This is a genomic window from Pantoea sp. UBA5923 (genome assembly GCF_002431095.1).
In the GTDB taxonomy this organism is placed as follows: Bacteria; Pseudomonadota; Gammaproteobacteria; order Enterobacterales; family Enterobacteriaceae; genus Pantoea; species Pantoea piersonii.
Genome location: NZ_DJDN01000040.1, coordinates 54,919 through 77,266 on the forward strand (window position 1 = coordinate 54,919; position 22,348 = coordinate 77,266).

The 22,348-nt window shown below is 57.5% G+C and carries 22 protein-coding genes; 16 read left to right on the forward strand and 6 right to left on the reverse strand.

The features are described from left to right. The 4 genes from B3797_RS10185 to B3797_RS10200 form a co-directional block, all read left to right on the forward strand. The coding region (locus B3797_RS10185; RefSeq protein WP_311791011.1) for a transporter substrate-binding domain-containing protein at nt 1–439 on the forward strand (439 nt) is incomplete at its 5' end. Continuing rightward, entirely contained in the window at nt 439–1,107 is a 669-nt protein-coding gene (gene tcyL, locus B3797_RS10190) for a cystine ABC transporter permease (RefSeq protein ID WP_120453766.1), read from the forward strand. The genes B3797_RS10185 and tcyL, both read left to right, overlap by 1 nt. Then, nucleotides 1,104–1,856 carry an L-cystine ABC transporter ATP-binding protein TcyN gene (tcyN, locus tag B3797_RS10195; RefSeq protein WP_120453768.1) on the forward strand — a complete coding sequence of 251 codons (753 nt, stop codon included), beginning with the start codon at nt 1,104–1,106 and terminating at the stop codon, nt 1,854–1,856. Before tcyL ends, tcyN begins: the two co-directional genes overlap by 4 nt. Before the next feature lie 501 nt (nt 1,857–2,357). Further along, nucleotides 2,358–3,440, forward strand: a complete 1,083-nt coding sequence (locus B3797_RS10200; protein WP_311791012.1) for an acyltransferase family protein — start codon at nt 2,358–2,360, stop codon at nt 3,438–3,440. A gap of 67 nt (nt 3,441–3,507) precedes the next feature. Here the strand turns inward: B3797_RS10200 and msrA are convergent, their stop codons facing one another. The 4 genes from msrA to hpxD form a co-directional block, all read right to left on the reverse strand. Next, nucleotides 3,508–4,041 carry a peptide-methionine (S)-S-oxide reductase MsrA gene (msrA, locus tag B3797_RS10205; RefSeq protein WP_033749765.1) on the reverse strand — a complete coding sequence of 178 codons (534 nt, stop codon included), beginning with the start codon at nt 4,039–4,041 and terminating at the stop codon, nt 3,508–3,510. Between the two features lie 92 nt (nt 4,042–4,133). After that, nucleotides 4,134–4,700, reverse strand: coding sequence for a flavin reductase family protein (locus B3797_RS10210; protein WP_311782360.1), 567 nt, complete (start codon nt 4,698–4,700; stop codon nt 4,134–4,136). Between the two features lie 41 nt (nt 4,701–4,741). Further along, nucleotides 4,742–5,707, reverse strand: coding sequence for a PDR/VanB family oxidoreductase (locus B3797_RS10215; protein WP_311791013.1), 966 nt, complete (start codon nt 5,705–5,707; stop codon nt 4,742–4,744). Nucleotides 5,708–5,719: 12 nt separating this feature from the next. Next, nucleotides 5,720–6,751, reverse strand: coding sequence for a molybdenum cofactor-independent xanthine hydroxylase subunit HpxD (hpxD, locus tag B3797_RS10220; protein ID WP_311791014.1), 1,032 nt, complete (start codon nt 6,749–6,751; stop codon nt 5,720–5,722). Between the two features lie 115 nt (nt 6,752–6,866). On the opposite strand from hpxD, the gene B3797_RS10225 reads away from it, so the two are divergent. Further along, nucleotides 6,867–7,778, forward strand: coding sequence for a LysR family transcriptional regulator (locus B3797_RS10225; protein ID WP_311791015.1), 912 nt, complete (start codon nt 6,867–6,869; stop codon nt 7,776–7,778). Nucleotides 7,779–7,930: 152 nt separating this feature from the next. Further along, nucleotides 7,931–8,491: an NlpC/P60 family protein gene (locus tag B3797_RS10230; RefSeq protein ID WP_311791025.1), complete on the forward strand. Its 561-nt coding sequence runs from the start codon at nt 7,931–7,933 to the stop codon at nt 8,489–8,491. Between the two features lie 60 nt (nt 8,492–8,551). On the opposite strand, the gene B3797_RS10235 is transcribed toward B3797_RS10230, so the two are convergent. Then, nucleotides 8,552–9,373, reverse strand: a complete 822-nt coding sequence (locus B3797_RS10235) for a substrate-binding domain-containing protein (RefSeq protein WP_311791016.1) — start codon at nt 9,371–9,373, stop codon at nt 8,552–8,554. 60 nt (nt 9,374–9,433) lie between these two features. Then, nucleotides 9,434–10,276 carry a pyridoxine/pyridoxal/pyridoxamine kinase gene (gene pdxK, locus B3797_RS10240; RefSeq protein ID WP_311791017.1) on the reverse strand — a complete coding sequence of 281 codons (843 nt, stop codon included), beginning with the start codon at nt 10,274–10,276 and terminating at the stop codon, nt 9,434–9,436. A gap of 477 nt (nt 10,277–10,753) precedes the next feature. Here pdxK and otsB point away from each other — a divergent pair, with 477 nt between their 5' ends. The 10 genes from otsB to B3797_RS10290 all read left to right on the forward strand — a co-directional run. Continuing rightward, nucleotides 10,754–11,533, forward strand: coding sequence for a trehalose-phosphatase (gene otsB / locus B3797_RS10245; protein ID WP_311782353.1), 780 nt, complete (start codon nt 10,754–10,756; stop codon nt 11,531–11,533). Nucleotides 11,534–11,538: 5 nt separating this feature from the next. Further along, nucleotides 11,539–12,975, forward strand: a complete 1,437-nt coding sequence (gene otsA / locus B3797_RS10250; protein WP_311782352.1) for an alpha,alpha-trehalose-phosphate synthase — start codon at nt 11,539–11,541, stop codon at nt 12,973–12,975. A gap of 970 nt (nt 12,976–13,945) precedes the next feature. Then, entirely contained in the window at nt 13,946–14,296 is a 351-nt protein-coding gene (gene flhD, locus B3797_RS10255) for a flagellar transcriptional regulator FlhD (RefSeq protein ID WP_120453785.1), read from the forward strand. Then, complete coding sequence (gene flhC / locus B3797_RS10260; protein WP_311782351.1) at nt 14,297–14,875, forward strand: flagellar transcriptional regulator FlhC; 579 nt, start codon at nt 14,297–14,299, stop codon at nt 14,873–14,875. Between the two features lie 133 nt (nt 14,876–15,008). Beyond that, nucleotides 15,009–15,896, forward strand: coding sequence for a flagellar motor stator protein MotA (gene motA / locus B3797_RS10265; protein ID WP_311791018.1), 888 nt, complete (start codon nt 15,009–15,011; stop codon nt 15,894–15,896). Then, nucleotides 15,893–16,840, forward strand: coding sequence for a flagellar motor protein MotB (motB, locus tag B3797_RS10270; protein ID WP_311782349.1), 948 nt, complete (start codon nt 15,893–15,895; stop codon nt 16,838–16,840). Before motA ends, motB begins: the two co-directional genes overlap by 4 nt. A gap of 10 nt (nt 16,841–16,850) precedes the next feature. Further along, nucleotides 16,851–18,845 (forward strand): chemotaxis protein CheA, encoded by a 1,995-nt coding sequence (gene cheA, locus B3797_RS10275; protein ID WP_311791026.1) that lies wholly within the window; start codon nt 16,851–16,853, stop codon nt 18,843–18,845. 22 nt (nt 18,846–18,867) lie between these two features. Next, nucleotides 18,868–19,365 carry a chemotaxis protein CheW gene (cheW, locus tag B3797_RS10280; RefSeq protein WP_120453794.1) on the forward strand — a complete coding sequence of 166 codons (498 nt, stop codon included), beginning with the start codon at nt 18,868–18,870 and terminating at the stop codon, nt 19,363–19,365. A 152-nt stretch (nt 19,366–19,517) separates the two neighbouring features. After that, nucleotides 19,518–21,188 carry a methyl-accepting chemotaxis protein gene (locus B3797_RS10285; RefSeq protein WP_311791019.1) on the forward strand — a complete coding sequence of 557 codons (1,671 nt, stop codon included), beginning with the start codon at nt 19,518–19,520 and terminating at the stop codon, nt 21,186–21,188. A gap of 194 nt (nt 21,189–21,382) precedes the next feature. Continuing rightward, a partial coding sequence (locus B3797_RS10290) for a Tar ligand binding domain-containing protein (protein ID WP_311791020.1) occupies nt 21,383–22,348 on the forward strand: 966 nt, incomplete at its 3' end.

Below are 22,348 nucleotides of genomic sequence, written 5' to 3' on the forward strand. Positions count from 1 at the left end.
CACGCCCTATACCATCTCCGGCGTGCAGGCGCTGACGATGAAAGCCAAAGCGGGCAGCATCAACAAGCCGGAAGATCTGGCGGGTAAAAAAGTCGGCGTCGGCCTCGGCACCAACTATGAGCAGTGGCTGCGCAGCAACGTAAAAGGCGTCGATATTCGTACTTATGATGACGACCCGACTAAATATCAGGATCTGCGCTCTGGTCGTCTGGATGCGATCCTGGTCGATCGTCTGGCCGCGCTGGATCTGGTGAAGAAAACCGGCGACACCATGGCGGTAGCGGGCGCGCCGTTCTCACGTCTCGCCTCAGGCGTGGCGCTGCGCAAAGGCAACGAGGATCTGCTTAACGCGGTGAATCAGGCGATTGCAGCGATGCAGAAAGATGGTTCGCTGGCCAAACTGTCTGAAAAATGGTTCGGCGCGGATGTGACTAAGTAATGCAGGAAAGTCTCAAACTGGTGCTGGATTCAGCACCTTTTTTATTAAAAGGCGCGCTCTTTACGCTACAGCTCAGCATCGGCGGCATGTTTTTCGGCCTGGTGCTGGGCTTCGTGCTGGCGCTGATGCGGCTGTCGCGCTTCTGGCCGGTTAGCCTGCTCTCCCGCTTTTACGTCTCGGTATTTCGCGGCACGCCGCTGATCGCTCAGCTGTTTATGATCTACTACGGCCTGCCGCAGTTCGGCATCGAGCTTGATCCCATTCCCTCCGCCATGATTGGCCTGTCGCTTAATACCGCCGCCTACGCCTCGGAGTCACTGCGCGGCGCGATTGCGGCCATTGAGCGCGGCCAGTGGGAAGCGGCGGCGAGCATCGGCATGACCCGCTGGCAGACGCTGCGCCGGGTGATCCTGCCGCAGGCGGCGCGTACGGCGCTGCCGCCGCTCGGCAACAGCTTTATTAGCCTGGTGAAGGATACCTCGCTGGCGGCGACCATTCAGGTGCCGGAGCTGTTCCGTCAGGCGCAGCTCATTACCTCGCGCACGCTGGAGGTTTTTACCATGTACCTGGCGGCGTCACTGATCTACTGGGTAATGGCGACGCTGCTGTCGGCGCTGCAAAACCGGCTGGAAAAACGGGTCAATCGTCAGGATGAGGAGGCGAAATGAGCGCCATTGAGATCACCGGACTGGTGAAAACCTTTAACGGCCAGACGGTGCTACACGGCATCGACCTGGAGGTCGCTTCCGGCGAAGTGGTGGCGATTATCGGTCCGAGCGGCTCCGGGAAAACGACGCTGCTGCGCTGCATCAACCTGCTGGAGACGCCGGACAGCGGCACCATCAAAGTCGGGGAGATCGCTATCGACGCCAGGCTGGCGCAGACGAAGCAGAAAGAGCAGGTGCGTCAGCTGCGCCAGCAGGTCGGCTTTGTATTTCAGAACTTCAATCTGTTTCCTCACCGCTCGGTGCTGGAAAACATTATTGAAGGGCCGGTCATCGTTAAAGGCGAGCCTAAAGGGGAAGCGGAGGCGCGCGCCCGCGCGCTGCTGGAAAAAGTCGGATTGCAGGGCAGGGAGAGCAGTTTTCCGCGTCGGCTGTCCGGCGGTCAGCAGCAGCGCGTCGCCATTGCTCGTGCGCTGGCGATGCGTCCGCAGGTGATCCTGTTTGACGAGCCGACCTCGGCGCTCGATCCTGAACTGGTGGGCGAGGTGCTCAACACCATTCGCGCGCTGGCGCAGGAGAAACGCACCATGGTTATCGTCACCCATGAGATGAGCTTTGCCCGCGACGTAGCGGATCGGGCGATTTTTATGGATCAGGGCCGCATCGTTGAGCAAGGCCCGGCGAAAGCGTTGTTTAGCAATCCGCAGCAGGCGCGTACTCGCCAGTTCCTTGATAAATTTTTAAATCAGTAATGGATACGCCTCTGCGGAGGCGTATCTGCCTTGACTGACAATCCTCTCTCCTGGCTCAAGGGTCAGCTCGCCGCGCCATCAGGAGGCGGGACGCAAAGATAAGCGGCTGGCCGCTATTATTCCCGCGCGTTAACACAGTTATTTATTCACGCTTAAACAATCTGGTGCAAAGTCATTAATTATTTCTGCCTGGCATATATCAATATCTGGCTTTTCGGCATTAGGGTTACTCCTATTTACCCGGTAAAGCAACGGGCATTATAATTGCCGCTCTGCCTGTTTAGTTATTAACAGTTAACTAAAAAATAGCCTGCATCCTGAACGTAAAGAAAAAGCGAAACGCGTAAACGATTGTTAATTCAGGGCCAGCGCAATATTTTTAAGAGTTTCGCTAGAGTCAGTAGCAAGGGAATAGCGAATAATCGCCAGATAATCCTAAAAGTGTCATTCCCTTTTTCCTTTCCGATTTAAATTTCTGACCTACACAGCAGGAGTCAAATCATGAGCAACATCAAGTCAGATGAAATATCATGGATCAATACCCTGAAGGGCGCCTGCATACTGCTGGTCGTGCTGTATCACACCGTACTGCCCGGCTTTGAAGGCACCCTGAAGTATCTCTCTGCTGGCTGGATACCGGCAGAAATATGGGTACAGTTTAATACGGTGCTGTCACCGTTGCGTATGCCCGCCTTTTTCTTTGTATCAGGACTGCTGGCCACCAATGGCATTTTAAACCGCCCCTGGAAGCAGGTCTTTACCAGCCGTATTACCAATCTTTTCTATCTCTACATTCTGTGGGGCTTTATTCAGTGGTGGTCTATCACCGGCATCTCGACTGAAATTACCGGGCAGCGTATTTCTCAAAACCTGAACGCCGCCTATGCCGGCTCGCTGTTTGAATTTTTAAAGCTCACTTTTATGGCGATGAGCACCTCCTGGTATCTCTACGGGCTTGGCTTATATTTCCTCTGCGCCAAAATATTCCGCCAGCATAAAGTGGCCCTGTTAGCGGTCGCGGTGATCCTTAATTATCTTGCCATTGAGAAAATTATTCCCATGTGGGGGCCGCAGAGCGTCGCGCAATATTTTGTGTTCTTCCTGCTGGGCGTATTCTGGAGCCCGATAATGCTGCGCCTGAGCGAGTGGCGCCGTGAAAACTGGACGCCCTGGGCGATACTGGCGGCGCTCGCTGGCATCCATGTGATTTTCGGCCTCGATAAGAGCCTGTTTATGTGCATCATCGCGGTGCTGGTGAGCGTGGCGGTCTGCCGCTGGCTTAATCAACATTTCAGCATGCGCTTTATGAACTGGATAGGGCGCAATACGCTGCAAATCTACGTTATTCACCGCATTTTCATTGAGTTCTTCGGCATGTCGGCGATTCTGTTCGCCCAGCGTCACCATCTGTTCGAGCAGGCCTGGTTCTCTTTCCTGTGGGCCAGCCTCTATCCGGTGGCGATAGTCGGCCTTTGTTCGCTCTGCTCGGTAGCGGTGTGGTCGGTGACCAATCGCGGACTGGGGCAGTCGCTGTTTATCTTCCCGACGCTGATTGGGCTGAAGCGCGCCCGCTCCGCGGCCTGAAAAAAAGCCCCGCGCAGGCGGGGCTGAGAATGAATGCAACGCAGCGGGCTTCAGGCCCGCTGTTTGCTTAACTCTTTACGCGGTTAGCGAAGCTTTTGCGCAGCTTCTGCAGTTTCGGCGGGATGACCGCCATGCAGTAGCCGTTGCGCTGGCCCGCGCCCTCCCAGTAATCCTGATGGTACGCCTCGGCGGGATACCACTCTTTCAGCGGCTCAATAGTCGTGACCACCGGATCCTGATGATCCTGCTGCGCGCGCGCAATGGCGGCGACCGCTTCCGCTTCCTGCTCTGGCGTAGCCGGGAAGATGGCGGAGCGATATTGTGTGCCGATGTCGTTGCCCTGGCGGTTAAGCTGGGTAGGATCGTGGGTAGCGAAGCTGATATCCAGCAGATCGCCATAGCTCACTTTTTCGGGGTCGAATCCTATGCGAATCGCTTCTGCATGACCGGTCGCGCCGCTGCATACCTGCTCATAGGTCGGGTTCGGGCGCGCGCCGCCGGTATAGCCGCTTTCAACCGACTCCACGCCGATCACATCTTTAAAAACCGCTTCGGTACACCAGAAACAGCCGCCTGCGATCACTGCGTATTCGATTGCCATAATGCTTAACTCCTGTCGAGGTCGAGAAAGAGAGAGTAAGGACGGCGGCGATCCTTTTCAACCTGCGCATGGTGAGATTTGTCCGCGAGACGCTAAATCAGCATCTCCGGTTTAAACTGGCCGCTGCGATCGAGCACGCGGTCGCCCATGATGGTAAAGCGGCCCTCGCCGGTATAGTGCAGCGTAGGAGGGAACTCCGGTTCGTCAGCGACATGCGCCTTTACGATTTCGAAAATAAACAGGTTGTAGTTATCCACCATCGAATCGTCATAGAGCTGGCACTCAAAGCTGGCGAAACACTCGTTAATCAGCGGGGCGTTCACGACGCTGGCAGGCCCGGCAGTCAGATCGAAGGCGTCAAACTTATCCAGTTTGTCGCCGTGGCTGTTGCCAATAGCGACGACTTTATCGATCAGATCCGCCGAGGGCACGTTCAGCACGCACTGGCCGCTGTCGCGGATCAGCGCATGGCTGTGGTTCATGCTGGAGATCATGCAGCCGACCAGCGACGGCGAAAATTCCAGCACCGTATGCCAGCCGAGGGTCATGATGTCGCTGTGCGTGCCGAACTGCGAACTGAGCAGCAGCACCGGGCCTGGCTCCAGATATTTGCGCGCCTTGCTGACCGGAAAGGCGGTTTTGTGCAGACGTTGGCTCATGGCATTTCCTTGTTTCGGGGCGATGCCATTAAGTGTAGAAGCTACAGGTCGATCACCAGCGCTTTACTGCGGCTGCGCGAGCAGCAGAGCGCGATTTGTTGACGCGGCGCAGATTTTTCCTCCTCCGACTGAACGGTGTCGCGGTGGTCCGCCTCGCCTGACAGCACCGGCGTCAGGCAGGCGCCGCACAGCCCCATTTCGCAGGAAAGCGGCACGTCAACGCCATTCTCCAGCAGCACGCGGGCGATAGTCTTATCCGCAGGCACCGGCCAGCTGGTGCCGGTAGAGGCCAGCGTGACGGTAAAGCTCTCGCTCTCTCCCTGCGCGGGCGGCGGGGCGGCCGCGCTAAAGGCCTCTGTATGCACCTGATCTGCGCGCCAGCCCAGCGCCTGCGCCTGCTGCTGGAGGTGCGTCATAAAGCCTTGCGGACCGCAGAGATAGAGATGCGCGCCGCTCTCAGGCGCGCGCAGCGGCTCGGGCAGATGCTGGCGTGGGCTGTTGCCCTCGGCGCTGCACAGGATTTCGCTATAACCATGACGGAAGGGGCGAAGCAGATGGCGCGCCAGCGCCGCGTCCTGACGCTGTTTCACGTAATAGTGCAGCGAAAAAGAGACGCCGTCGGCATCGAGCTGCGCCGCCATCGCCAGCAGCGGCGTCAGGCCAATGCCCGCAGCGACAAGCACCACCCGCTGCGCCGCCACCAGCGGAAAAAGATTGCGCGGCGCGGAAATCGTGAGCCGCTGGCCCAGGCGCAGCTGCTGATGAATATAGCGCGAGCCGCCGCGCGAATCGGCCGCCAGCCCGACGCAGATCAGGTAGCGATCCTGACGCAGGGGCGAGCCGGTCAGCGAATATTGCCGCACCATGCCGTTGCCCAGCTGCAGGTCGATATGCGCGCCCGCTTCCCAGCGCGGCAGCGGCTCGCCGTCGTCGCGCACCAGGCTCAGCGCAACGGCATGACGTCCCTGGCGCGACAGGCCATCGACAATGACCGTAAAGGTTGTCATCTCATTACCTCGCTAGACCAGGAAAAATTCGCCGTAGCCCTGCTTTTTCAGGCCGCGACGGTAGGCGATAGAGCTGCGATCGGCCGGGATATGCGCCTCCAGCGTCAGATCGAGCGGCAAACGCTCCGGCATCTGCGTCTCTACCATCAGGCGATCCTCTTCAAACACGCGATGGTTAAAGGCGTGTACATCCTCAACCGGTATGTGCAGGTCGAAGTTGCGCGCGATGGGCGCGAACATGCGCGTTTTGCGCGCTGAGACCGGCGAGGCGGCGTTCATGATGACCAGCCGCGCCGCATCGGGGAAGTGCACCGTCAGCGTGGCGGTAAAGGGGAGATACATCTCAAAATGACGCAGCCACTGAAAGTCTTCCGGCGCCTGCTGCTCCGACCCTGCCGCAAAGTTGGATACGGAACTCCAGTAGTCCACCGCAAAACCATACTCTGTCTCAACAGGGTTGTAGGGCGGTACCTCCTGGTTGTCTGGGTCGGCGAAGGTTTCGCTGTGTACCCAGGCGAAGTGCGCCACGTCGAGAAAACCCTCTACCTGACGTCCGGCAAACCCGGCGACGTCAAAAGGGGGGCAGTTGATCTGCTGAAAGCCGGCGTCGTGCCAGTGCGGCATCTGCGGCAGCGCGGCGGGATTGTCGGCGTCTGGTGCCAGGCAGACCCAGACCAGTCCAAAACGCACCTCTACCGGAAAGCTGATGAGGTTGAGCTTGGCGGGTACCGGCTGGCCAGGACTGGAGGGAATGCGGTTGCAGCGGCCATCTTCGCCGAAGCGTAGCCCGTGATAAGGGCAGATAATGCCGTACTCGTCGTGAAAGCCGAGCGTCAGCGGCACGCCGCGATGCGGGCAGACATCTTTCGCGGCGACGATCTGCTCATTAATGCGATAGAGCACCAGCTGCTCGTCAAGCAGTACCGCTTTCATCGGCGCGGGGCCGACGTCGCAGAGACGCGCCACCGGATGCCAGCAGCGCGCCAGCCGCAACCAGTCGTCGGGTTCAAAAGTGCAATGGGCCGGAGGCGCAGGTTGTTTCATAGCGATGACCTTTCTGAGAGGTAAGGGGTGATGCGAACATTGTGGACAGAGCAGGGTGCAACGATCCATCATCGTTTTTTCAGTCAGGTGTTGCGTTAAACAGTACAGGTGACCCATGCTGCCTTTTTCACGTTTCTCACACTATTTCCTGGAGCTGGCGCGCAGCGGCAGCTTACGCAAGGCGGCGGAACAGCTGCACGTCTCCGCTTCAGCGATTAACCGGCAGATCCTGCAGGCGGAGGAGGAGCTTGGCATGCGCCTGTTTGAGCGCCTGCCGGATGGTATGCGCCTGACCAGCGCGGGCGAGCTGCTGCTGGACGATCTGCGTCGCTGGCAGCGAGAATATCAGCGTACCCGCCAGCGTTTTGATGAAATACAAGGTCTGCGGCGCGGGCACGTCAGTCTCGGCATGATTCAGGCGCTGAACGAAGGGGCGATTGCCGATGCGCTGTCGCAAATTGCGCAGACGCACCCCTGGCTGCGCCTCGATCTCAGCGTGCATGACAGCGCGCAGATTAGCGAGCAGGTGCGGCTGGCGGAGCTGGACGCCGGGCTGGTGCTGGATCCACAGGGGCAGGCGGGGTTGAGCGTGATGGCCTTTGCAGAACTGCCGATTGGCGTCGTGCTGCCGGCCGGGCATGTGCTCAGCGGACGCGATACGCTCTCTACCGGCCAGCTCAGCGCCGAGCGGCATATTATTCCCGGCCCGCCGCTGGTGGTGCATGAACGGGTAGAGATGCTTTACCGCCGCCATAGTTTGCAGCCGGAAAACGTCATTACCTGTAACGACATTCGCCTGATCAAATCGCTGATCAGGCAGGGCAGCGGCATCAGCATGTTAAGTCTGCTGGACGTGATGGATGAGGTCGAGCGGGGTGCATTCAGCTTCGTGCCGCTGCGCGACAGTAGCGTCAGGCCGCTGACGCTGGCGTTATGTTGCGCGCCGGCCCGACAGCTGTCCCGCGCCGCTCAGCAGGTTATCCAGCAGCTGACCGGCGTTATCGAGTCATTAAATGTGCCGCGCTGAGCGCCGGTATTTGTCTTAAAATCAGCGAATAACGCACTTTTTGTAAATTAACGTAAAGCGGCATCCTGGCAGGTTTAGTGGAAGCCGTAATTAAGCTATAAGTCCTCTACCACGCCAACCTGCTTAGGGTTTCACCTTACACGATGACGACTCTGCGACCTCTGCTGACGCTTGTGTTAGCCTCTGCTTTTCTGCTTGGCGGCTGCTCCCGTCATTCCACTGATACATCCGTCCAGAACGATACGCAGGTCAGCGATGGGAGCCTGGGCGATCAGCCCGATCTCATTCCGGTCGTGGCGGCATTGCACGATCAGATGCACACCTGGCACGGCACGCAATATCAGTGGGGCGGCACCGAGCTTTCCGGCGTCGACTGCTCAGGTTTTGTCTGGCGAACCCTGAAAGACCGCTTTAACCTGCCGATGGATCGCGTCACCACCACGGAGCTGTTGAAGATGGGCAAACGCATCGCCCCGCGCGATCTGCAGCCGGGCGATCTGGTCTTTTTCCGCATCAAGGGTGGTATGCATGTTGGCTTCTATGATACCGACCAGCACTTCTTCCATGCTTCGGTCAGTCAGGGGGTAGTGCGTTCCGCGCTCGACAATCCTTACTGGCAAAAAGTCTTTTATCAGGCGCGGCGACTGCCGAAAGAGTATAACGCGCAGATCACCCTCAATAAGGGCAGCGGCTTAGCGCTGGCGCGTCAGTAACCGCGCCGTCTCGATGAGCGATTCAGTGGTATAAAGCCCGCCTGCAGGCGGGCTTTTTAATTAATGACGAATGGCGCAGCCGCACTGGCCCATTTCACCCAGTACCGCTTTACCCTGATGGGAGTGGCGCACGCGCAGTTCGCCGTGACGCCAGGCGCCATCTTCCTCCGCGCGGTTGAGCAGCAGACGATTAAGCGCTTCCGCTACCAGCAACGCGCGCGGCTGCGCCCAGGTGGTCAGATGCCACGTTGAGGCGTTCGCCTCTTCACTGTCGCCGAATCCGGTAACGGCGACGTGCGCACCCTGACCAAAATCGCGCACCGCCTGCAACGCGCCAAACGCCAGCAGATCGTTATCGCAGAACAGTGCCTGAATACGCTCCGCTGCGCGGGCGCGCTTCAGATAGTGCATCATCGCCTGATAGCCGCTGTCGCGGTCATCTCCCGACCCTGCGGCGGTCAGGTGCTGATTTACCGTCTTTCCGGCTGCGGCTAAAGCGCTGCTGAAGCCATCAATACGCGCAGGATCGGCGCAGGTTGCCTGTTGCAGATAGCCGAAACGCTGGTGGCCCTGCGCCAGCAGAAGCTGACCCATTTCCGCGCCGGCGGCGAAGCCTTCCAGATTCAGGTCGTCCAGCGCGATAAGCGGAATCTTCCCGGCGGCGGCGCAAAAGGCAGCGCTGAAGCGACCGGAAAGGTGAATCGCGGCGCTCAGCAGCGGCGCCAGCTGCCGCGCGCGATCGTCCGCTGCGGCGTCAACCAGCAGCGCCGCGCAGCCGCGCGCGTTAAGCTGGCGGTTAACTTCCTGCAGCAGCGCTGCCGTCTGCGGATGGCTGAAATCAGCGCTCAGCACGCCGACTGTTTTACAGGTGTTGTTATACATTCAGAAGACCCTGTTAAGGTGAATAGAGGTCTCTGTACCATAAAGGAAATGGCCCGGGTTTCACAATGACTCTGCGCGCGCCAGCTGCAGTTCGCGCATGCCCAGCGTGCGGGTCGCCAGCACCGATTGCTGGGCGAACAGGCTCGCCTGCTCGACGGCTTTATTGAGCGGCACGCCGCCCAGCAGGCCGGCGGTCAGTTCGGCGGTAAAAAGATCGCCGGTGCCTTTGGGTGGGTTGTCGTAATGTGGATGCTCGGTGATAAAGGTCTCTTTCGCCGTCACGCAGAACACCTGCATGCTGCGACGCGCCTCATCGCGCGTGGCGCTGGTCACCACCACCCATTCAGTGCGCGCGCCAAGCAGCGAGCGCGCGGCGTCAATAATTTCCGCGTCGCTCTCCAGCTGCGCGCCGCACAGGCAGCCCAGCTCAAAGCGGTTGGGCGTCAGCCCTGTCGCCAGCGGCGCAAGCTGTTCACGATAGTGCGTCGCCAGCTGCGGATCGACATAGAAACCGCTGTCGTCATCGCCCAGCACCGGATCGATAATCACCGGCAGCTGAGGGTTTTTCTCGCGCATCAGCCGCAGCCAGCGCGCCAGCGTCACCGCCTTGTCGGTCGATTTCAGATAGCCCAGCACCACGGCGCGCGCGGCGCTGTCGAGATTGCGATCCGCCAGCGCGGTCAGATAGCCCTCAAACCAGGGCTGAGGGATTTCACCGCCGTAGCAGCTGGCGTAGTGGGGCGTATTACTCAGCAGCACCGTAGGCACCGCCACTACTTGTAACCCATGACGGCGCAGCGCGGGTACGGCGATGCTGTTGCCTACGCTGCCGTAAACGACCTGGGACTGAACAGAGATAACGTCGATAATTTCGCCGCCCGCGGCGTCGGATACCTGAAACATACTGCTCTCCTTGTTAGCACTCCACTGCCCCAGTATACAGCCCGCGCAGCGGGTTGCGGCGAGTGCCTGCATCGTCGGAATGTGCTTTTTTCCCGCTTCGCTTAACGCCCGCAACCCTTGCAGGAGGATAGATAGCGGCAGGGAAGAAACAGGATAAACGGCTGCAAATTCGCAAAAAATGCCGCGCAACTGGCAAATATGAGAAGGCCGACTACACTTAATCGCGACGATGTTTTCAGTCAGGTTGATATGTCTGTGAAGGTTTTAAAACGTAGTGGCGTTCTATCCGATTTTTCAAGCTGGTATCCGCAGTTTTTGCCCTGCACTTTAACCCCTGCTCAGCCGTTTCGGCTGTCGAATCCGCAGACGGTCACCCTCGCTAAAACATCTTACTTTCTATGGCGCGTTGACGAGCCAGGCCTCTGACCTGACAAGCCGCGAATCGGACGCGCCCGAATCAACAACAGGAGAAGACACGTGACCCAAGCGGCGAATGAACATGCCTCGCTTCCTGCGCTAAGCGGCGGTCTTTATGCCTTCTTTTTTGACGTAGACGGCACCCTTGCCGCTATTCAGCCGCAGCCTGACGCCGTTTTCATTCCAGAAAACGTTCGCCAGCAGCTGCAACAGCTGTCATCCCTTTGTCACGGCGCGCTGGCGCTGGTATCGGGTCGGCCAGTTGCGCAACTCGACGCGCTGGCCGCGCCCCTTATTGCGCCTGCCGCTGGCGTACACGGCGCCGAGCGTCGCGATGCGCAGGGCGAGCTGCACCAAATCACTCTGGAGCCTGACGTCGCCGAGGCGTTGCAGCAGCAGCTGCAAGAGGCGATGGCGCGCTGGCCAGGCACGTTACTTGAGGCCAAGGGTATGGCCTTCGCGCTGCATTACCGTCAGGCGATGCAGCATGAGCAGGATGTGCTCGACCTGGCCGAACAGGTCGTGAAGCGCTTCCCGGCACTGACGCTTCAGCCGGGAAAATGCGTTGTGGAGATTAAACCGCAGGGAGTAGATAAAGGCGAAGCTGTGCGCGCCTTTATGCGAGAAGCGCCTTTTACCGGTCGAATCCCGGTATTTGTCGGAGACGATCTGACGGATGAGAAAGGATTTATCGCCGTAAACGCCATGCAGGGCATTTCCGTAAAGGTTGGACAAGGTTCCAGTCAGGCGCGCTATCGACTGCCAGACGTCGAGGCGGTATATGCGTGGCTGGAGCGATTACTATTACAAATAAAACAAGACAACGTGGGTAAGGAGTAAAGGTTATGAGTCGTTTAGTGGTCGTATCTAACCGAGTAGCCATTCCTGATGGGAAAAAAGCCAGCGCAGGCGGCCTCGCCGTCGGCATTCTTGACGCGCTAAAAACCACCGGAGGATTGTGGTTTGGCTGGAACGGGGAAATCAGCGAATTTTCCGGAGAAGAGGAAGACGAACTCGTACAGGCAGAACATGACGGCATCTCCTACGCCGCGCTGCCGCTGAGCCAGAACGATTACGATCTGTATTACTGTCAGTTCTCCAATACCGTAATCTGGCCCGCGTTCCATTACCGTCTCGATCTGGTGCAGTTCCAGCGCGAAGCCTGGGACGGCTACTGCAGCGTCAATGAGATGCTGGCGCAGCGCCTGAAGCCGCTGATTAAGCCGGACGACACCCTGTGGATCCACGATTATCATCTGCTGCCGTTCGCCGCCGCGCTGCGTAAGCAGGGCATTAATAACCGCATTGGCTTCTTCCTGCATATCCCGTTCCCGACGCCGGAAATTTTCAACGCGCTGCCTCCGCATAAAGAGCTGCTGGAGATGCTGTGCGAATACGATCTGCTGGGCTTCCAGACGGAATCGGATCGCGTGGCCTTCCTTGACTGTCTGAGCCAGCTGACGCAGCTGCAGAATAAAGGCGAGAAGAAACACCGCGCCTTCGGCAATACCTTTATGACCGAGGTTTACCCTATCGGTATCGAGCCGGACAGCATCAAAGAGATGGCTGAAGGCCCGCTGCCGCCCAAAATGGCGGCGATGAAGCGCGAACTGGGCGATGCGAAAAACATCATCGCCTGTGAACGCCTCGACTATTCGAAAGGGCTGCCGGAGCGTTTCCTGGCGTATGAAGCGCTGCTGGAAAACTTCCCGGAGCATCGCGGCAAAATCCGCTATTCGCAGATTGCGCCGACCTCGCGCGGTGATGTGCAGGCCTATCAGGATATTCGTCACCAGCTGGAAACCGAGGCCGGGCGCATCAACGGTAAGTACGGTACGCTGGGCTGGACGCCGCTCTACTATCTCAACCAGCACTTTGACCGTCGTCTGCTGATGAAGATTTTCCGTCTGACCGACGTCGGTCTGGTGACGCCGCTGCGCGACGGCATGAACCTGGTGGCGAAAGAGTATATCGCCGCGCAGGACCCGGACGATCCGGGTGTGCTGGTGCTGTCGCGTTTTGCTGGTGCTGCCAACGAGCTGACCTCGGCGCTGATCGTCAATCCTTACGATCGTGACGAAGTAGCGGCGGCGTTGAACAAGGCGCTGACCATGCCGCGTACAGAGCGTATTTCGCGCTACAACGATATGATGGCGGTTCTGCGCAAAAATGATATTACGCACTGGCGTGAAAGCTTCCTGAAAGACCTGTGGGAAATTCCGCCGCGTAGCGAAGATCACAGTACGGTAAATAAAGTGGCGACCTTCCCTAAACTCGCCTGATGTCCACGGCGGCCTGTTAATACGGGCCGCCGTTTGTTTTTATCCCGTTACCGCCTTTTCTCTCCAGCCTCGCTAAAGCATTCCGTTACCGTAAAAACCCGGCACAGAGCGGCATTTGTTGCTTTACCCGCCACTCATGAAAAAAAACGCTTTTTTTGTGCGCGCAGGCCTAAAGTCTGGCGTCCTGATGCCGATAGTTAGAAGTCATAAAAGTGTCAACTTCGCCATTCATTCATATCTCTAATGTAACTCATTGTTACATCTACTGTCCCCGGCTTTACGTCCACTGTTAAGCGTTAACGATTCGTTGCGTAAATGCGCCGGTTCTTCGCCGTCTCTCTTTACGTTTCGCTTACTCACTCCAGGTAACATTTGCCCTAAGTGATTAATTTTTAAATGGTTGTCGACAGCCATTTTCAGAGCTTTATGCTGCCTGAGTGTGGTGATGCGGCTACTTATAGGGTGGTAAGCGCAATGTTAAAGATAATAGATCGACTCTCCGGCTATCTGAGAGATACATCATGTTTGTAAGGGGAATAAGCCCATTTCTAGGACGAAATATAAGTGAAATAAAGCAAAATTGAACAAAAAACAGACAAAGTAAAAGCGGAACTGAAGGGTTGAGGAAAAAATTTGCCTTAAAAGTGTGATGCAGATCACACTTTATCTAAAATTTCACATCCCTGTCGTTGTATGTGCAAATCAGACGGGATAGATTTGCGTTGTTTTAGGAATAGTCTTAAAGAAGTGTAAAAAGACGTCACGGAAGAGCGCAATAATTTAAAAAAGAATGGCCCTGGGGTTTTGACTAACGCTGTAAAAATGTCGCAAAAGACATAAAGCAGACTTCAGAGTACGTTTGGTTTTTGGCTGTAAATTTTTGCCATCTTTAGATTTAACAACCAGCAACCCGAAGCGCAGAGGGTTTTTTCTGCGATGCTCTAACGTCGCGTCTGTCAGGATGGAAAAAATGGGTACATCTGATTTACTTAAACATATTTATGATATCAACCTGTCTTATTTACTGCTTGCACAGCGATTAATTAACCAGGAAAAAGCTTCTGCAATGTTTCGCCTCGGAATTGATGAAGAGATGGCTAACGCATTGTCGCAATTAACTCTGCCTGAAATGGTAAAGTTAGCGGAAACCAACCAGTTGGTTTGTCAGTTCCGTTTTAACGATCACAACATTATTAATCGACTGACGCAGGAATCCCGCGTGGATGATTTACAACAAATCCACACCGGAATTTTATTATCCAGCCGTTTGCTGCGTAATGTTTCTAAAGAAGAAGCGCCGGCGAAAAAGAGGGCGATGTAAATGTCAGATAAAAGCATTGTCCAGGAAGCGCGCGATATTCAGCTCGCCATGGAATTAATTTCGCTGGGCGCACGCTTGCAAATGCTGGAAAGCGAAACCCAGTTAAGCCGCGGCCGTCTGATTAAACTTTATAAAGAGCTGCGCGGCAGCCCGCCGCCGAAAGGCATGCTGCCGTTCTCTACCGACTGGTTTATGACGTGGGAGCAAAATATTCACGCTTCTATGTTCTGTAACGCCTGGCAGTTTATGCTAAAAACCGGTATGGCAACCGGCGTAGATGCGGTTATTAAAGCTTACCGCCTCTATCTTGAGCAGTGTCCGCAATCGGACGAGGGCCCGCTGTTGGCGCTGACGCGCGCCTGGACCCTGGTGCGATTCGTTGAAAGTGGCATGCTGGAACTGGATGACTGCAAAAGTTGCAACGGCAGTTTTATCAACCATGCGCATCAGCCGGTCGGCAGCTTTGTCTGCAGCCTGTGCCAGCCGCCATCACGTGCGGTAAAAAGACGTAAACTTTCTGCAGATTCTGCCGATACCTTTCCACAACTGCTGGATGAACAGGTTAAACACGCCGTTTAAGTTTGTTCGCATCGTGGAAAGTCATCCAGCAGCGGGTATCCCCCGCTGCTTTTTTTTTGCCCACGATTTGAATAACGCCTGCGGCTCTCTGGCTTAACTTCCACCAACACGTTACGGACGTAAGGATTTTTTTGTGCTGATCTTATTAGGTTATATCGTTGTTGTCGCATCCGTGTTGGGCGGATATATGCTGGTGGGCGGTCATCTGGGCGCGCTTTACCAGCCTTCCGAGCTGTTAATTATCGGCGGGGCCGCGGCTGGCGCTTTTTTAGTCGGCAATAACGGCAAGTCGATTAAAAAAACGCTAAAAGCGCTGCCGAAGCTAATGCGCGGCTCGAAATACAACAAAGCCCTTTATATGGATTTGATGGCGCTGCTTTATCGCCTGATGGCCAAATCGCGCCAGCAGGGCATGCTGTCGCTGGAGCGCGATATTGAAGATCCGACACAGAGCGAAATCTTTTCTAATTATCCGCGTATTCTCGCCGATAAACAGCTGGTGGACTTTATTACTGATTATTTGCGTCTGATGGTCAGCGGCAACATGAACGCCTTTGAGATTGAGGCGCTGATGGATGAAGAGATCGAAACCTACGAACACGAATGCGAAGTGCCAGCGCAAAGTTTATCCGCCGTCGGTGACGGTCTGCCCGCATTCGGCATCGTGGCGGCGGTAATGGGCGTGGTGCACGCGCTGGCCTCCGCCGATCGTCCGGCCGCTGAGCTGGGCGCGCTGGTGGCGCACGCGATGGTGGGGACATTCCTCGGCATCCTGCTGGCGTACGGCTTTATCTCGCCGCTGTCGTCGGTGCTGCGCCAGAAGTGCGCTGAAACCACCAAGATGATGCAGTGCATTAAGGTCACGCTGCTCTCCAGCCTCAATGGCTACGCGCCGCAGATTGCGGTGGAGTTTGGTCGTAAGACGCTTTATTCCACCGAGCGCCCGTCGTTCAGCGAACTGGAAGAGCACGTACGCAACGCAAAAAATCCGGCTAAACAGACTTCGGACGAAAATGCATGAAGAACGGCAACCGCCCCATAGTGGTGATCAAAAAGCGCAAGCATAAAGGCCACGAAGGCGGCCATGGCTCGTGGAAGATCGCCTACGCCGACTTTATGACGGCGATGATGGCCTTCTTTATGGTGATGTGGCTGATCTCCATCTCCAGTCCGCAGGAGCTGGTGCAGATCGCCGAATATTTTAAAACGCCGCTGAAGGTCGCGCTGACCGGCGGCAAGCGCAGCAGCGACAGCGACAGCCCCATTCCGGGCGGCGGTGATGATGCCACGCGCATCCAGGGCGAAGTGAAAAAAGTCGTCAATATGGATGAGCAGAAGCGCAAGCTGGATGACATTCGCCTGAATCGCCTGCGCGAGAAGCTGGATCAGCTGATCGAGGCGGACCCGCGGCTCAAGGCGCTGCGTCCGCATCTGATTATTAACATGGTGGACGAAGGGTTACGTATTCAGATTATCGACAGCCAGAACCGGCCAATGTTTAAGACCGGTAGCGCGGAAGTCGAACCCTATATGCGCGATATCCTACGCGGCATCGCGCCGCTGCTGAACGATATTCCCAACCGCATCAGCCTGGCGGGCCATACCGACGATTTTCAGTACGCGAATGGCGACCGCGGCTACAGCAACTGGGAGCTTTCAGCCGATCGCGCCAACGCCTCGCGCCGCGAACTGGTAATAGGCGGCCTTGATGGCGGCAAAATACTGCGCGTAGTAGGCATGGCCGACACCATGAAACTGAAAAACCGCGGCGGCAACGATGCCGTTAACCGCCGCATCAGCCTGCTGGTGTTGAACCACGACACTGAAGCAGCAATTGAAAAAGAGAACGCCGAGAGCGACGCCGTACAGGTGAGCGATCCGGCGGCCATTGAAAAGATTACCGCGCCGCCTGTGCCGCAAAGCAGCAGCCCGGTAAACACAGCAGCCCCCTCACAGCCGAGGTGATCCCGTGAGCATGGACATCAGCGATTTTTACCAGACGTTTTTCGATGAGGCCGATGAGCTATTAGCTGATATGGAGCAGCATCTGCTGGGGCTCGATCCCCAGGAGCCGGACTCCGAGCAGCTTAATGCCATCTTCCGCGCCGCCCACTCAATAAAGGGCGGTGCCGGAACCTTCGGTTTTACGGTATTACAGGAAACCACCCACATTCTGGAAAACATTCTGGATGGTGCTCGTCGCGGCGAGATGCAGCTCAGCACCGACATCATCAACCTGTTTTTGGAAACTAAAGATATTATGCAGGAACAGCTCGATGCCTATAAAACCGCGCAGGAGCCAAACGCGGAAAGCTTTAACTACATCTGCGAAGCGCTGCGCCAGCTGGCGTTAGAGGCGAAAGGCCTGCCGGTTGCCGCCCCAGTGGCCGCGGCGGCTGCGCCAGTCGCGCAAGAGGCGCCGGCCAGCAGTGGCCTGCGCGTGCAGCTGGTCAACCTCAAAGAGAAAGAGGTCGACCTGATGCTGGAAGAGCTGAGCAATCTTGGCAGCTTAAGCAATGTGGTGAAGGGTAACGACTCTTTAGAAGCGACTATCGACGGCGTCGGTAAAGACGACATCGTGGCGGTACTCTGCTTCGTTATCGAAGAAGGGCAGATCCGCTTCCCGCAGGCGGACGCCGCTGAAGCCGCGCCGGTCGCCGAACCTGCGCCAGCCGCTCCTGCACCGGTCGCTGAAGCCGCGCCGGTTCAGAGCGCCAGCGTCAGCGAACTGCCGGTTGCGAAGCGCGAAGCCAAACGCGCCGCCGCGCCGGCGAAAAGCAGCGAGTCAAGCAGCATCCGCGTCGCGGTGGAAAAGGTCGATCAGCTGATTAACCTGGTCGGTGAACTGGTTATTACCCAGTCAATGCTGGCGCAGCGCTCCGGCGAACTCGATCCGGTCGCTCACGGCGATCTGCTGAACAGCATGGGGCAGCTGGAGCGCAACGCGCGCGACCTGCAGGAATCGGTGATGTCGATTCGTATGATGCCGATGGAATATGTATTCAGCCGCTTCCCGCGTCTGGTACGCGATCTGGCGAGCAAGCTGGGTAAAGAGGTGGAACTGACGCTGCTCGGCAGCTCGACCGAACTCGATAAGAGCCTGATCGAACGTATTATTGACCCCTTAACGCACCTGGTGCGCAACAGCCTCGACCACGGCATTGAGTCGCCGGAAAAACGTCTGGCGGCGGGCAAAGTGGCGACCGGCAATCTGACGCTTTCAGCGGAACATCAGGGCGGCAATATCTGTATCGAAGTCTCTGACGATGGCGCTGGCCTGAACCGCGAGCGCATTCTTGCCAAAGCGCTCTCGTCCGGCCTGCCGGTCAGCGAAAACATGACCGACGAAGAGGTCGGCATGCTGATCTTCGCACCGGGCTTCTCCACCGCTGAGCAGGTCACCGACGTATCGGGCCGCGGCGTCGGCATGGATGTGGTCAAGCGAAACATCCAGGAGATGGGTGGCCATGTGGAGATCGCTTCGAAGCAGGGTAAAGGCACCACTATCCGTATCCTGCTGCCGCTGACGCTGGCGATCCTCGACGGTATGTCAGTACGCGTCGCGGACGAAGTGTTTATCCTGCCGCTCAACGCGGTAATGGAATCTCTGCAGCCGCGCAGCGAAGAGCTGAAGCCGCTGGCGGGCGGCGAGTGCGTGCTGGAAGTGCGCGGCGAGTACCTGCCGCTGGTTGAGCTGTGGAACGTGTTTGACGTCCAGGGCGCGAAAACCGAGGCGACGCAGGGTATCGTCGTCATCCTGCAGAGCGCGGGCAAGCGTTACGCGCTACTGGTCGATCAGCTCATTGGCCAGCATCAGGTGGTTGTGAAAAACCTGGAGAGCAACTATCGCAAGGTGCCTGGCATCTCTGCCGCCACCATCCTCGGCGACGGCAGCGTCGCGCTGATCGTTGACGTGTCGGCGCTGCAATCGCTCAACCGTGAAAAACGTGTGGCCGGCGCGGCCGCCTGACTGATAACAAAAGGGTAGAAAAATGACTGGAATGGCAACCGTGACCAAAATCGCCGGCGAAACCGTCGGCCAGGAGTTCCTGGTATTTACGCTGGGAGACGAAGAGTACGGAATCGATATTCTTAAGGTGCAGGAGATCCGTGGCTACGATCAGGTCACGCGCATCGCCAACACGCCGGAATTTATTAAAGGCGTTACCAATCTGCGCGGCGTTATCGTGCCGATTATCGACCTGCGCGTGAAGTTTTCCCAGCCGGACGTCGAGTACAACGACAACACCGTGGTCATCGTGCTGAATCTGGTACAGCGCGTAGTCGGCATTGTGGTGGACGGCGTTTCTGACGTGCTGTCGCTGACGCAGGATCAGATCCGTCCTGCGCCGGAGTTCGCCGTCACTATGTCTACCGAATACCTGACCGGTCTCGGCGCGCTCGGCGAGCGTATGCTGATTCTGGTGGATATCGAGAAGCTGCTGAGCAGCGAAGAGATGGCGCTGATGGATACGCTGCGCAGCGCGTAAGCCTCTTCTCACAGGCCGGGATAAACCGGCCTGTGATTATTTATCTTCTGAATCAAACAGAAACATATTTTAAATATCCTTAGCGCGCTAAATATATTCCGCTCCCCGCCGATACCTTTATTGCTTGATCTTCTACTTTCCCAGGGCTCCCTATGTTAACCAAAATTCGCGTAGTCACCAGTTTATTACTGGTTTTACTGATGTTTGGCCTGTTCCAGGCTTTTTCAGGAGCAGTGTTCTTCTCGGCATTAAGCGATGATAAAACCAGCTTTAACGTGTCGCAGCTTGCCAGCAAAAACCTTGAGGCGCTCAACGATGCCTATATGAGCCTCAACCAGAGCCGTGTAGTGCTGACGCGTGTTCAACTGCGAATCGCTAACAGCAAGCTGGATGGTAAAGCGCCGGATATCGCATCGCTGTTTACCGACAGCCAGAACTTCCAGCAAACGGCGGCTAAAAAGTTCGATCTGTTTAAAACCACGCCAGACACGCCGGGACAAGACGCGGCGCTCAATAACCGTCTGATGGACGCCTATGGCGCCTATGCGACGGCGCTGACGCAGATGCAGGCGGCGCTGGTAGCCAATAATCTCGACGAAGCGGGCAGGGTGCCGGTTGCGCCTAACCAGAACGCATTTCTTAAGATCTATACCGACTGGCGCGCCAACCAGGCGCACCTCTCCGAGCTGGGCGTAGAGAAAAATGCCAGCGCCTATACCCGTATGCTGTGGATCCTCGGCGCCATTATGGTACTGGTCGTGCTGGCTATCGCGCTGTGCTGGGTTGGCCTGCGCCGCGTGCTGATCAACCCGCTGAATGGCAGCATCGCGCACATTCAGCAGATTGCGCAGGGCGACCTGACCCAACCGATTGTGGTGGAAGGGCGCAACGAGATGAGCCAGCTGGCCGCCAGCCTGCATGAGATGCAGCAGGCGCTGGTGAGCACCGTCAGCAACGTGCGCGACGGTTCTGACGCCATCTTTACCGGCGCCAGCGAAATCTCCGCAGGCAACAACGATCTCTCCGCCCGCACCGAAGAGCAGGCGGCGTCGCTGGAGCAGACCGCCGCCAGCATGGAGCAGCTGACCGCGACCGTGAAGCAGAACGCTGAAAACGCCCGTCAGGCGTCGCAGCTGGCGCTGAGCGCCTCGGAAACCGCGCAAAAAGGCGGCAACGTGGTGGATGGCGTGGTGAAAACCATGAGCGACATCGCCGGCAGCTCAAAGAAGATCGCCGATATTACCAGCGTTATCGACGGCATCGCCTTCCAGACCAACATCCTGGCGCTGAACGCTGCGGTGGAAGCGGCGCGCGCAGGCGAACAGGGCCGCGGCTTTGCCGTGGTGGCGGGCGAGGTGCGCAGTCTGGCGCAGCGCAGCGCCCAGGCGGCAAAAGAGATCAAGTCGCTGATTGAAGATTCGGTGAACCGCGTCAATGCCGGTTCACAGCTGGTAGGCACCGCGGGCGAGACCATGAGCGATATCGTTAACGCGGTAACGCGCGTGACCGACATTATGGGCGAAATCGCTTCGGCGTCGGACGAGCAGAGCCGCGGTATCGACCAGGTAGGGCAGGCGGTAACGGAGATGGATCGCGTTACGCAGCAGAACGCCTCGCTGGTGGAAGAGTCAGCAGCAGCGGCAGCCTCGCTGGAGTCGCAGGCGAGCCGCCTGAGCCAGTCGGTGGCGGTCTTCAAGATCCCGCGCGCGGCAGCGACTGTCGGCACGCGACATGCCCAGATTGCGGCGCCGGTACCCAGCGCCTCCGCGCCGCGCAAGGCACTGGCCGCGCCCGGTAGCGACGCCAACTGGGAAACCTTCTGATCGGGCTAATCGCACAGGCGCATGTTAATACCGGGCGTTAGCCCGGTATTTTTTTTGCCGTTTCAATGCAATCCAGCCTCACGTTCCGCTTACAAAACCTTCAAAACGGTAAAAACAGCTAAACAGGCTCAGGTCTGGCGATGTCGCGCCGATAGAGAGCCTGCACGATTTTTTATGACTCCCGGGAAAACGATATGTTGAAACGAATCAAAGTGGTGACCAGCCTGATCGCCGTACTGGCGATTTTTAGCCTGCTGCAGCTGACGTCGGGCGGGCTGTTCTGGTCCGCGCTTCAGAAAGATAAAGATGCCTTTGCGCTGGCGCAGGTCTCTACCCAAAACGTGACGGCGATGACCGATGCGTGGATCGCGCTTAACCAGACGCGCATCACCCTTAACCGCGCCATGCTGCGCCTGCAGAGCAGCACGGCGGCGCAGATCAATGGCGGTCAGTTAGACCAGCTGGTGCAACAAACTGAGCAACAGCTGGCGCAGGCCGATCGCAACTTTAAAGTCTATTACGATCTGCCTTCTACGCCCGGACTGGACGTGGCGCTGCGGGATAAGCTGGAGGCGCAGTACGCCAGCTATCACGATGGCCTGGCCGGTATGCTGGAGCGCCTGAAGGCGCGCGATCTGGAGGGGATGTTCCGCTTCAATATCGAACAGATCCAGACCAATATGCAGGACGCCTACAGCGAATGGCGCACGAAGCAGACGGCGCTTGCCGCGCAGGGCGCAGAGCAGAACCAGCGTGCATTTGTGCAGATGATGTGGCTGCTGGCGGCCGTGGCGCTGCTGGTGACCAGCGTGGTCGTCGCCTGCTGGTTCGGCCTGCGGCATGTGCTGATCCAGCCGCTGCACCAGCTGCTGACCCATATTCGCACCATTGCGGCGGGCGATCTTACCCAGCCGATTGAGGTGGAAGGGCGCAACGAGATGAGCCAGCTGGCGAACGGCCTGCAGGAGATGCAGCAGGCGCTGGTGAGCACCGTCAGCAACGTGCGTGACGGCTCCGACGCCATCCTGAGCGGCGCCAGTGAAATCGCAGCGGGCAACAACGATCTCTCCGCCCGCACCGAGGAGCAGGCGGCGTCGCTGGAGCAGACCGCCGCCAGCATGGAGCAGCTGACCGCGACCGTGAAGCAGAACGCCGAGAAC

Excerpts from the sequence above, each read along its gene's own strand:
- tcyL (WP_120453766.1), top strand. The coding sequence starts at position 439 with ATGCAGGAAAGTCTCAAACTGGTGCTGGATTCAGCACCTTTTTTATTA.
- tcyN (WP_120453768.1), top strand. The coding sequence starts at position 1,104 with ATGAGCGCCATTGAGATCACCGGACTGGTGAAAACCTTTAACGGCCAG.
- B3797_RS10200 (WP_311791012.1), top strand. The coding sequence starts at position 2,358 with ATGAGCAACATCAAGTCAGATGAAATATCATGGATCAATACCCTGAAG.
- msrA (WP_033749765.1), bottom strand. The coding sequence starts at position 4,041 with ATGGCAATCGAATACGCAGTGATCGCAGGCGGCTGTTTCTGGTGTACC.
- B3797_RS10210 (WP_311782360.1), bottom strand. The coding sequence starts at position 4,700 with ATGAGCCAACGTCTGCACAAAACCGCCTTTCCGGTCAGCAAGGCGCGC.
- B3797_RS10215 (WP_311791013.1), bottom strand. The coding sequence starts at position 5,707 with ATGACAACCTTTACGGTCATTGTCGATGGCCTGTCGCGCCAGGGACGT.
- hpxD (WP_311791014.1), bottom strand. The coding sequence starts at position 6,751 with ATGAAACAACCTGCGCCTCCGGCCCATTGCACTTTTGAACCCGACGAC.
- B3797_RS10225 (WP_311791015.1), top strand. The coding sequence starts at position 6,867 with ATGCTGCCTTTTTCACGTTTCTCACACTATTTCCTGGAGCTGGCGCGC.
- B3797_RS10235 (WP_311791016.1), bottom strand. The coding sequence starts at position 9,373 with ATGTATAACAACACCTGTAAAACAGTCGGCGTGCTGAGCGCTGATTTC.
- pdxK (WP_311791017.1), bottom strand. The coding sequence starts at position 10,276 with ATGTTTCAGGTATCCGACGCCGCGGGCGGCGAAATTATCGACGTTATC.
- otsA (WP_311782352.1), top strand. The coding sequence starts at position 11,539 with ATGAGTCGTTTAGTGGTCGTATCTAACCGAGTAGCCATTCCTGATGGG.
- flhD (WP_120453785.1), top strand. The coding sequence starts at position 13,946 with ATGGGTACATCTGATTTACTTAAACATATTTATGATATCAACCTGTCT.
- flhC (WP_311782351.1), top strand. The coding sequence starts at position 14,297 with ATGTCAGATAAAAGCATTGTCCAGGAAGCGCGCGATATTCAGCTCGCC.
- motB (WP_311782349.1), top strand. The coding sequence starts at position 15,893 with ATGAAGAACGGCAACCGCCCCATAGTGGTGATCAAAAAGCGCAAGCAT.
- cheA (WP_311791026.1), top strand. The coding sequence starts at position 16,851 with ATGGACATCAGCGATTTTTACCAGACGTTTTTCGATGAGGCCGATGAG.
- cheW (WP_120453794.1), top strand. The coding sequence starts at position 18,868 with ATGACTGGAATGGCAACCGTGACCAAAATCGCCGGCGAAACCGTCGGC.
- B3797_RS10285 (WP_311791019.1), top strand. The coding sequence starts at position 19,518 with ATGTTAACCAAAATTCGCGTAGTCACCAGTTTATTACTGGTTTTACTG.